This is a genomic window from Dehalococcoidia bacterium (assembly GCA_021295915.1).
Classification (GTDB): domain Bacteria; phylum Chloroflexota; class Dehalococcoidia; order Lucifugimonadales; family UBA1123; genus VXRN01.
In genome coordinates, this window is sequence record JAGWBK010000054.1 from 1 (window position 1) to 11,113 (window position 11,113).

Below are 11,113 nucleotides of genomic sequence, written 5' to 3' on the forward strand. Positions count from 1 at the left end.
CCTGGGTACCAGATCATCGTCCTCACAGACCGGCATATATAGTAGTCACGACCGGCTAAAGTAATTGTCGTCGTTCAGGGGTTCGAGCGGGTGGGTGGTAGCGGCATGCACTTTGGTGTTCAACATGGCGGATCCTTTCAGAACGCATAGGGCAGAACTCAGTGCAAATCTACAACCCAAAGCACAATTGGGGAACTTATGGGAGAGAATGACGGCCTATGGCCAGAAAAAGAAGAGGCTTCGCTGGTGTTGGGGCAGCTGCCTCTCGTCGGTGGTCAAACCCGGCGAGGAGGGTCGCCATTCGCAACGTTTGGCTTAGAGCCTAGCGCGAGGACAAGAGGCCAAAGGCACCAGCGAAGCTTGAATGGATTATCCCATTTAGGTGCCCTTGGAGGTCAACGTTCTTTCTGGCCAGTTTTCTGACGGAATCCTTGACAGGGTATGCCACTCATTTACAATGTGCACCAACCGCAGTCTGGGAGGGCACAATGATTGACAAATTCGGAAGCCTGTTCGCAGGTCACATCGATCTCGAGGACATTGGCTTCTCGGCGACCGCCGCCAATGACCGATTCTATTCCAACGAGCAACTGGCCACCGTCTTCGACAAGTCGGAGGCTATGTGCGTTCTCATGGATGAGCTTGGTTACGACGTTTTCTGGATGGCGGAGCACCACTTCCAGCCTGAAGGGTACGAGTGCATTCCCAACATTCTCCAGTTGAGCGTGCACCTCGCGCATCTGACCAAGCAAATTAAGTTCGGCTGCGGTTTCAACGTCTCGCCCATGTGGCACCCGCTGAGACTTGCTGAAGACTACGCCACTGCCGACATCCTGACAAAGGGCCGCGTGGTGTTCGGAGTCGGACGCGGTTACCACACCCGAGAGGTCGAGTCGTTCGGAGCTCCTATGCTCAGCCAGGACGAGAACCGCGATTTCTTCGAGGAGCAGGTCGAGGTCCTGTTCAAATCGTTCAACAATGAGTCCTTTTCACACCAGGGAAAGCACTACACTATTCCACCCGAAGTACCGTACAGGGGCTATACCCTTAAGGAGATCACCCTGGTTCCAAGGCCGATCAACTTGCCGGTCGAATGCTGGCAGCCAATTGTCAGTGCAGGCGAACGCGGCCTGAACTTCATGGCCAAGCACGGCATCAAGGGAATCATTGGCGGTGGAGCGGCCCCCGGAGGCGCGTCAGAGCAGGTCGTCAGGAAATGGCAGGAAGTCCAGGCTGCCCACGGTAACAAAACTGAGCTTGGCGGCGACCTGATTCTCGGGATTTCATACTTCATTGCCGATTCCGAAGAAGAGGCGATTCGCATTGCCAAGCCGTACTACGAAGAGAATATGAAGATGTTCGCCCCCCTGGGCTTTGTCCGTGGCCTGACTGACGATCAGCTCGATGCACTCGCGGATCCGGCGCGCGCGCCGCACGCAAACCTCCCCACCCTGGAAGAGGCCGTGGAGTCGGGCTCCTGGATAGTAGGGCGCCCCGAGCAGGTCAAGGAACGCATCGAGGAGATCGAAGATAGGTGGCCAGGTCTTGACCATGTCAACATGGGCCTCCCCGTCGGAACGCCGCAGAGCGTATTACTCGAGCAGCTCGAGGTGTTCGGCAAGGAAGTGATGCCTCACTTCAAGAACCGAGTGCGAGAGGCTGAGGCCGTACCAGCAGACGACTAGGCAGTCAACTGTGTAGAGAAGGTAGAAACAGTGGGCGGGCCTTGTGCCCGCCCTTCTCATATCCGTTACACCGCAGAAGGAGCGTTCCGGGATGGCGCTGATAATAGGGGTTACAGGGTCGATAGCAACCGGAAAGTCTACGGCGTGCCGTGTGATGGTCGAGATGGGAGCCATTCACTGCGACGCAGACAGGCTTGTCCACAGGCTGTACGACCCCGGGACGGAAGCCTTCGATCGCATCGTCGCGATATTTGGTGACGAGATCGTAGGGTCAGATGGCTACATCGACCGTCGACAGTTGGGCGCCAGGGTCTTCGGCAAGCCAGAGCAGATGAACAAGCTCACGACCGCAATCGGCAGTATTGCAGACGCCGTCAAGGGCGTCATCGACGAGTGGAATGCAACGCTGACCGCACAGGACGTAGCAGTGCTGGAGGCTGTAAACCTGGTTGAGGCTGGATATGGGCAATGGTGTCAGCAGGTCTGGCTATTCGCCTGTGACAATGACATAGCGAGGCAACGGCTGGCGGAGAGAAACCAGTATTCGGACGAGGAAGTCGAACAGCGCCTTGCCAGTCAGCGTCACTGGGAAGAGCGAGCGCCGGCGTCAGACGCTGTCATCTTCAACAACGACACAGAAGAGCGGCTCATCTCTGAGGTCCGGAGCAAGTTCATTCACGCACGGCACCTCTGGCAAGTCGGTGAGCTTGAGCCGTCGCGCTATCTCGCGTGGTGGGAGGCAAAGGCTGCCGAAAGCAACTAGGCTTCTGGATCCATCCCCATCGCTTCGGCCACTAACTCGTAGGATCTCACCCGGTGCTCGAAGTAGTAGCAGTTGGACACGATGCCGACGTTGGCAGTCTGGTACCGCTCTGCCGAGGCAAGAATCCCCTCGCGAACCTGGTCCGGGTCGCCCTCGATGTAGCTCTTCGTGGAATTCTCCATGTACTCCCTGGCATGGTCTTCCAGGGGCCAGTCAATTGCCTCTTCTGGAGGGAGCAGCCCGCCAGTGCTCAGCCCCAGGGCTGAAATCACTTTGTTGAGTGTGCGAGATGCGCCGACAAATTTTGCCTCTTCTTCCGTGGGAGCGCAGATCACCTGCAGGCCGACGTGTACAACAGGCTCAGTGAGGTACTCGGAAGGCTTGAACAGCTCCCGGTACAGGTCCGCCATTCGTGGGCCGTACTCGGATGTATTTCCGAAGAAGTCAGCAAAGCTGAATGGCAGCCCCATGTGTGCGGCGAGCTGTGCGCTGTAATCAGAGGAACCTAGCAGCCAGACCTCTGGGACCGTTTCGGGCTGCGCCCCGGGCTGCGCGGTGATCTCGTGCAGGGGATGGCCCTCCGGGAGGGTGCCATTCAGAAATCCAAGGAGATCGCCTACCATCTGCGGGAACTCTCTGTACACGTCCACGGGCGGTCTGGGATGACTCAATGCAGCGGCAGTAAGGCGGTCACTTCCGGGTGCACGTCCTATCCCAAGATCGATGCGACCCGGATAAAACGCATCGAGGATTCTGAACTGCTCCGCCACTTTGAGCGCCGAGTAGTGGCTCAGCATCACTCCACCACTGCCCACGCGAATCGCGTCAGTGCTGGCCGCGATCTGCCCTATCAGTATCTCCGGACTCGTGCCGGTAAAGGATGCTGAATTGTGATGCTCAGCGACCCAGTACCTGCCGTACCCAAAGTCTTCTACACGCTGGGCGAGCTGGACAGTCTCCCTGAGCGCCTCAGAGGGATGAGCCCCTTTTCGGATAGGAGATTGGTCTACCACGCTCAACTGTATGTCGCTGACTGTCGCCATTGCTCTTCGAGTCATTCACTTGCAGATTAACTTTGACGGTAGTCTAGGCATTAACCATACTCAGTTCAAGGCATTGGGCTTGAGATGGTACCATGCGCCCCAAACTCTGGCGTTTCAGGACAAGGGGATCTAGCTGTGGAAGGGACTTTTCCCACCGATGGATATGTGAACAACGGCCCTGTCAGACTCCACTATCTCGATTGGGGAGGCGACAGACTCCCACCGATGGTGCTGCTTCACGGGATGCGAGACAGCGCCCGAAGCTGGGACATCTTTGCGGACTCCATCAAGGATGACTTTCGCGTTCTGGCGCTGGACAGCAGAGGGCATGGTGACAGTGACTGGGCCGGATCGGGCTGCTACACGTACCAGCATCACGTCTCGGATGTGGAAACGTTCTTCGACGCGCTCGAACTCGAGGGTGCAATCATCGTAGGTCATTCGGCAGGTGGCAGGTACGCTTGGTCCTATGCCGTGAAGAACCCGGACAGAGTGAAAGCGCTGATCATCGTCGACATCGACCCAGACCCTCAAAATGCCCAAACTGCGAGGGACTTCTCAGACATCGCAGCAGAGCCAGAGTCGTGGGACACGCTGGATGAGTTCGGAGAACGACTCAGACACAGACAGGTCTACACCGGTGAAGCAGCACTCAGGTCACAAGCCCAAGCCGTTTCCAGGCAGACCGAAGACGGCGAGTACGTCTGGAAGGCCGATATTCGCATCGTGACCGAATACGAAAGACCCGACCTCTGGGACTCATGGGGTCGCATCGCGTGTCCCGTACTACTTCTTCGCGGACGACAGAGTAGGCTTCTCACGCATGAGACCGCGGTGCGGATGCGGGGAGTTCTGCCAGCCTCCCAAGTACGCCTGGCCGAACTCGAGGGAGGAGGCCACTGGTTCCATCAGGACTTCCCGGGGGCCTTTGAAGCTACTGTCAGATGGTTCCTGGACGAGCTTGGCTGAGAGTAGTCACGCGTCTCGAAAATGGGAAGCCCGCGCCGAATTAACTACGCGAGCAGAAACCCTCAGATACTTCGGGCCGAAGAACGGCGATTCCTTGTGTTTCGTCCCGGCTAAGTCGACGAGCTTATCAGCTCTCAGGATGCGCCAATTGGACTCTCGACATCTATGCTGGCTGGAGTTCAGGTTGACGCTGCCTGAAAGTTCTCGCCGACCGTGAAACGGCTCCTGACACAAGTCTAGCCGCGCTCTCCACCGATAGCCTGTCCATGTTGATGACCAGGTCATACCGCGAAGCATCCGTGGGGTCGACTCCAAAAAGACTCTTGTTTAGGGACTTGAACTCCCTATCCGATCTCCTGAGCTTTCTCTTTGCCGTGCCTCCGATATCCCAAGTTCAAATTGGGACTTGCGGACGCGTCCGGCCAGAGACATTTCCACCAATATGTTGAAACCAGGCCGGTTTCGGGGGATCAGTGCAACAGCACCGTGTCCGTGTACCACCACAGACCGCTCTATCGGAGCCGATGAGAAGACTGCGCCTAGCCCATTGAGGTATTCCTCCTTGGTGAGGTAGTCCGGCAGGTCGTAATCTTCGGAGACAATCGGGATTGGGCCAAACATCTCCGGAGAGGCCTCCATTACTCCGTATCGTTCCCAGGGTTCCAGGGAAGACCGCAAAGCTCTCGCCCAGAAGGACGAGTAACTTGCCTCGAGGGATTCAATTTCTCCGAGCGTTCGGTCAAGTTGTTCCGCTATTCTTTCCCTTAAGTCAGCATCAAGGAGGTCCGCTCTCAACAGACGCGCCGTTTCGCCGGCGACGTGCTCCGCACCACTGCCGGGGACTCCGGTGACTGTGACTATGGGTGCGATTGTCTTGCCCGGGCGTCTGCTTTCGAGCTTGCGGTCCTGATACTCGGACGCAGGAAGGGACAGGATTGTGGTCCGAAGTTCTTCACCTCCAGGGGTCTGGCACAGTACCTCATCGGAGACGTAGGAAAAGCCGAGTCGGTTGAAGAGCCTGAGAGCAGCTACATTGTCCTGGGGCACACTGACCCACGCCTGATCGGCGGGGAAGTCGTAGAATATCCTGTCCAGCAGTTGTATCGCTGCTGCGGCGCCGAAGCCTCTATGCCACAGCTCTTTCCTGCCGACAAGCAGAGAGATCTCTACATCGCCATTCTCGTCGAACACCGCCTGGCACTCGCCTATGTGCCCCTCTTCGCTTGAGTAAATCGAGAAGATCAGGCGCTGTCTGTCACGGTCGAAGACCCTCACCCAGTCCTCTGTAGATGCACCGAGCATGAGTCCGGGCTCGTATCCTCGATGTACCGGATCTCCACATGCGTAGTGACCGAACCACCTCGAAGATACGTCGTCGTCCGAGAGCCAACCGGCAATTCTCTGGACGTCATCTCTGGTGACATGTCTTAGCTGTACGATTGGTAGCATCTCAGACTCCTTCTCGTTATCTCAGCTAGGCACTGGTCGGTCTAACCTCGGAATTCCCGTAGCACCTGCACTTCAACTCATTACATCAGAGTTGGGCTTCTCGCTGAGCATATGAGTGAATTGACGGTATGTCAACATTGTGCAACAAAGCACAAAGCATATCCGTCACGTTTCATGAAGTATATTACCGAAATAGTCGCAAAAGCATGTAATAGTGTGCGCAAAACGTCACAAACTGTTCGCTGAGTATCCAATGGCAAGGCCCGAGTGTGCACCTTTCAACCTGTCAAGACTGGACAGGCGCAGGGAAACACCACAGGACAATACAGACGAAGGGCGCAGCATCGCCGAGCTCTGACGCCGCGCCCTCGAGTTGCCTATCGGGTGAGGGCGAGGGGAATGACTTCTGGCAAGCCTGGTCAGCCAGTGCTTTTGAGTACCCCCAAATTACTGACCAACCCGTCGAAGGACTGTTCGGCGGCAAAGGCTTCGGATGGAGGTGGAGCACACACGAGATCGAAGCTGAGGGTCTCCTGCTTGATGTATTCGCCGTGCGTCCCTACCAGATCGTCCAGATCACCGCCTGTGTAGTACGTGGTTATGTAGTCGGTGATATCAAACCCGGCATCACGTCGCATGTTCTGGATCCTGTGGACCAGTTCCCTGGCCTGCCCCTCCAGCAGCAGTTCTGGAGTCACTTCTGTCGAGACGGCCACCGTATAGCCTGCGTCAGACGATACACTAAAGCCCTCGAGTTCCCTGGTGCTTACCAGAACTTCCTCTGGTTCAAGGGTGTACTCCCCGACGACAACTTGCTTGCCAGCCGAGTGGCTTGCCGCAACCTCCGCGGGATCAGCCGACTCCAACGCCTGTCTTAACTTGCCCACCTCGCGTCCATACTTTGGGCCCAGGATGGGCAAGTTTGGCTGGACTACGTATGAGACGACATCGCTCTCTCCGCTAACCGGGGTCACGGCACGTACATTTAGCTCATCGAGAATCTGCGGTGCCGCAGTGTCCAATAAGGCCCTTTCGCTGTCTGTCCGCGTCTTCACAAGCACTGTTTCCAGGGGCTGCCTGACCTTGATCTGTGCCCTGCTTCTCGCCGCCCTGCCCATCGACGAAACACGCTGTGCGAGCCTCGTAACTTCATTGAGCCGCTCATCGATCAGGGATAGGTCGGCAACTGGGTAGTCATCCAGATGCACGCTGTCACTCGCCTCACCACTGGTGAGGTTCCTGTACATGACGTCTGTTACGAAAGGTACGATCGGTGCGAGCAGCTTGGTAAGCGTGACTAGTACTTCGTACAGAGTGGCATAGGCCGACAGCTTATCCGAAAGATCATCGTCACTTGCGCCATTTGACGAGGCGTTCGCGCCGCCGACAAGGCCGCTCTTCCAGAACCGCCTTCTGCTTCTCCGCACATACCAGTTCGAGAGAGACTCCACAAACTCCTCGGAGCGCCTTGCCGCCGAGTCAGGTTCGAAGCGTTCAAGGCTTTGGGTAACCTGAGCTATCAGTTGGTGCAGCTCTGAAATGATCCACCTGTCTAGGTCAGGTCGGTGCTCAACGGGGGGAGCATCGATCGATGGATCGAACTGGTCGATATTCGCGTAGGTGACGAAGAAGCTGTACACGTTCCACAGTGGAATCATGAATCGGCGACGGACCTCGTCGGCCGTGCCGAATCCAAAGTTGATATTGTTCTCCGGGCTGTGGCGGGCGAAAGTCCAGCGCATGGCGTCCACGCCCATAGTCTCGGCAGCGTCTTCAAACCAGATCGCTGTGCCTTTGGACTTGTGCATCTCCTCGCCGTTTTCGTCACGCATCAGTGCGTAGCTGAACACGAGCTTGAAGGCCTCAGTCTCCATGAGAATTGCCCCCATGGTCAGCAGGCTGTAGAACCAGTTCCTGAACTGGCCGGGGAAGCTCTCTGATATCCAGTCTGCCGGGAACCACTCTTTCCAATGGTCGCGGTCGTCTCTGTATCCCAGCGTGGAGAATGAGACAATTCCAGCGTCCAGCCACGGATTCCCCACATCCTCAATCCTTGATACGGCAGCGCTGCAGTTTGAGCAGTTGATCTTGACGGAATCGACCCAGGGCCGGTGAGGTGAATTGCCTTCGAAATCCTCCCAGCCCTCCACGGCTCGCTCCTTGAGCTCGTGTTCCGAGCCAATTACCTCGAATTCGCCACACTCGTGGCATTCGAAGATGGGAAGCGCAAGACCGTAGTAGCGCTTCTTGGAGATCATCCAGTCGTCCATGTTGCGGAGCCAGTCGAGTTCGCGCGCCTTTCCGAAAGATGGGATCCACTCGATATTCTCCGTAATCTGCATAAGCAGTTCACGGACCGGCTCCATGCGGATGAACCACTCGTCGACCAGCCGAAATACAAGCTCCGTACCACATCGCCAGCAGACCGGATACCGGTGGGAATACGGCTCAACGTAGTAGAAGACGCCCTTCTCTTTGAGGCTGTCGTAGATCGGTTCATTGACGTCGAAGACACTCATCCCCGTTAGCCAATCGAAGCCGTCTACGAACTCCCCTTCGTCGTCCAGAGGGGCTATTACATCCAGGCCGTACTCACGCCCAAGGGCGAAGTCTTCCTTACCGGCTCCAGGCGCAGTGTGCACGATGCCCGTGCCTTCTGACTCAGATACCTCGTCCCACTCAACGACACGGTGTTCAACACTCTCTTGCGCGGGAAGTTCATCGAACGGGCCCGTGTATCGAAGCCCAACAAGCTTGCTACCGGGAAGTTCTTCCATGACTTCGTAGTCGCCCTTGAGGACAGGCAACCTGCCCTTGGCCAGGTAGAGTACGTCGTCTCCGTTTCTGACTTTGACGTATGTCAGTTCAGGATGGACGGCCGCGGCCACGTTTGAAGACAGCGTCCAGGGAGTGGTCGTCCATATCAGTAGCGATTCCCCGTCCCTGTCCAGCAGCGGGAATTTCACGAACAGGCCGGGATGGACTATCTCTACGTAGCCCTCCGTGACGATTTCGTGCTCGGACAGTCCTGTGCTGCAGCGGGGGCACCAGGGCATTACGTCTCTGCCCTTGTAGACCAGGCCCTTCTCGTGGCACGTCTTGAGGAAGTGCCAGATCATGTAGTTGTTCTCGTCGGACTTGGTGTGGTAGGAGTTGTCCCAGTCCATCCAGTATCCAAGCCGTTTGGACTGCTCGGTTATCGTATCGGCGAATCGGTCAACTCGAGACTTGCACAGGTCGACGAACTCGCCGACCCCAAAACCTTCGATGTCTCGTTTGGAAGTGAAGCCAAGCTCTTTTTCGACTTCTACTTCTATCCAGAGCCCCTGCCCGTCATATCCGTTCTGAAACCGCTGCTTGTAGCCCTGCATATTCCTGAACCTCAGGAAGAGGTCTTTATACGAACGGCCCCAGGCGTGGTGGACTCCCATGGGGTTGTTGGCCGTGATGGGGCCGTCGATGAAGGAGTACGTGCGATCTGAGTCCAGGTTGCGCTCTCGGTACTTCCGCGGTACATCATTCTGGTTCCACCAGTCGATCGTTTCCCGCTCCATGGCTGAAAAGTCTACTCGTGAACTGACTGGATTGAACATTTCCACTCTCCCAGCAACCTAAAATAAAAAGCTCCCGTCCCTGTCTAAATCAGGGACGGGAGCTGGCTTTACTCTTGCCTGCTACCGCGGTACCACCCAAGTTCCCGTCCGCCGCTGCGGATCGGACTCTTAACCCCGGCGGCGCTAAGGCGACCGGGCCGCTCGAATAACGGGGAGCGATTCCGTCGGAGCCTACTTACTCTGAATCCAGAGCGTTCGATCCAAGGCTCAGGAGTGATGTTCGAAAGGACTGCCAGCGCCTGCTCTCACCGTCTCCAGGCTCGCTTGGCTGTCAGGTGCCCTTCTACTCGTCTCCGTCCTAGCCTCTATATTCACTGATGCCATCAGGCTAGCAACAGCCTGAATCGAGTGTCAAAAGTTACGCCAGGGAGGCCGACACGCTGAGTTCAACGTTTCCAACCATTGCACGCGAGATCGGGCATCCGTCCTTGGCGGCCTCTGCGGCCGCGACGAAATCTTCCTCGCTGATTCCGTCCACGGTCCCCTGCACCGTGAGCTCGCTCGATACCACTGTGGGCGCACCATCGACAAAGTCGAGGGTGACACTGGCGCTAACGTCCAACGTGCCTGGCGGTGTGCCTGCCCTTGTGAGACCTGCGGACAGCGCCATGCTGTAGCAGGAGGCGTGTGCCGCTGCAATCAACTCTTCTGGGCTTGTGTTTCCTTCGTCCCCGCCAAAGCGCGTGGGCTGGGTCACAGCCATCTGCGAGAACGCCCCTGAGGTCGCCGCAGTCACCTTCCCTCCGCCGCTCGTGAGGTCGCCTTCCCAAACGGAGTTCGCCGTCCTTGTTTCTGCCATTCTGTATTCTCCTTACAGGTACGTTCTTGCTGATGTATAAGTTCAACCGGCACGCTGGTGGCGGCCACGCCGAATTGTAACATTAGCCATTTGGTGTGTCATCACGGCTTGACGCGGGCAGGCCCTCTGCCTATAATCACATACCGCTGACAAATTTCCGGCCACCCCTTACAGGGAAAGGTCCGGTTCAAAAGACTCGGCGACGACCGATTGGAACCGGTCGAGAATGCACATTAACAGTTGAATCCTGTCCCTTAGTAAAGAAGTATTGCAATTAAGCATATGAGCCCAAATGTGGGTCAAGTTACTAAGGGTCTACGGTGGATGCCTAGGGGCCAAGAGCCGATAAGCCTCGGCTAGCTGTCTAGTGAGCTTAATCGAGGATTCCCGAATGGGGAAACCCGCCTTGGGTCATACCAAGGCACTCGCGTAAGCGAGGGGTAAGCGGGTGAACTGAAACATCTAAGTAACCCGAGGAAAGTAAATCAACCGAGACTCCCTGAGTAGTGGCGAACGAAAGGGGATGAGCCCAAACCTGGCTGGCTTAGTGGTATGAGAGCCTATGTCTGTCAGGGGTTGTAACACGCGCCCGCTCCATTCTCAGTAGGGAGCAAGGAGTCAAAAATCCGCCGCCTAACCAAATGATCCTGGAAAGGACAACCAAAGAGGGTGAAAGTCCCGTAGGTGAAAGGCGTCGGACTCCTGGAGTGTTGTTGAGTACCACGGGACACGTGAAATCTTGTGGGAAGCTGGGGAGACCACTCTCCAAGGCTAAGTACTCTTGGCCACCG

7 protein-coding genes and 1 rRNA gene are annotated in these 11,113 nt (G+C 56.7%); 4 read left to right on the forward strand and 4 right to left on the reverse strand.

From position 1 onward, the window contains the following. Positions 1–488 precede the first annotated feature (488 nt). Complete coding sequence (locus tag J4G14_13385) at positions 489–1,685, forward strand: LLM class flavin-dependent oxidoreductase (GenBank protein ID MCE2458783.1); 1,197 nt, start codon at positions 489–491, stop codon at positions 1,683–1,685. A gap of 91 nt (positions 1,686–1,776) precedes the next feature. Further along, positions 1,777–2,448: a dephospho-CoA kinase gene (coaE, locus tag J4G14_13390; protein ID MCE2458784.1), complete on the forward strand. Its 672-nt coding sequence runs from the start codon at positions 1,777–1,779 to the stop codon at positions 2,446–2,448. On the opposite strand, the gene J4G14_13395 is transcribed toward coaE, so the two are convergent. Beyond that, positions 2,445–3,491 (reverse strand): LLM class flavin-dependent oxidoreductase, encoded by a 1,047-nt coding sequence (locus J4G14_13395; GenBank protein ID MCE2458785.1) that lies wholly within the window; start codon positions 3,489–3,491, stop codon positions 2,445–2,447. The genes coaE and J4G14_13395 overlap by 4 nt on opposite strands. Positions 3,492–3,626: 135 nt before the next feature. On the opposite strand from J4G14_13395, the gene J4G14_13400 reads away from it, so the two are divergent. Beyond that, on the forward strand, positions 3,627–4,460 hold the full coding sequence (locus tag J4G14_13400) for an alpha/beta hydrolase (protein MCE2458786.1): 834 nt from the start codon (positions 3,627–3,629) through the stop codon (positions 4,458–4,460). Positions 4,461–4,787: 327 nt separating this feature from the next. On the opposite strand, the gene J4G14_13405 is transcribed toward J4G14_13400, so the two are convergent. From J4G14_13405 to J4G14_13415, 3 genes are all read right to left on the reverse strand, one after another. Beyond that, a complete protein-coding gene (locus J4G14_13405; protein ID MCE2458787.1) occupies positions 4,788–5,909 on the reverse strand; it encodes a GNAT family N-acetyltransferase in 1,122 nt (373 codons plus the stop codon). A 419-nt stretch (positions 5,910–6,328) separates the two neighbouring features. Next, on the reverse strand, positions 6,329–9,502 hold the full coding sequence (locus J4G14_13410; protein ID MCE2458788.1) for an isoleucine--tRNA ligase: 3,174 nt from the start codon (positions 9,500–9,502) through the stop codon (positions 6,329–6,331). A 379-nt stretch (positions 9,503–9,881) separates the two neighbouring features. After that, a complete protein-coding gene (locus tag J4G14_13415) occupies positions 9,882–10,322 on the reverse strand; it encodes an OsmC family peroxiredoxin (GenBank protein ID MCE2458789.1) in 441 nt (146 codons plus the stop codon). Positions 10,323–10,619: 297 nt separating this feature from the next. On the opposite strand from J4G14_13415, the gene J4G14_13420 reads away from it, so the two are divergent. Then, a 23S ribosomal RNA gene (locus tag J4G14_13420) occupies positions 10,620–11,113 on the forward strand; the annotation flags it as partial.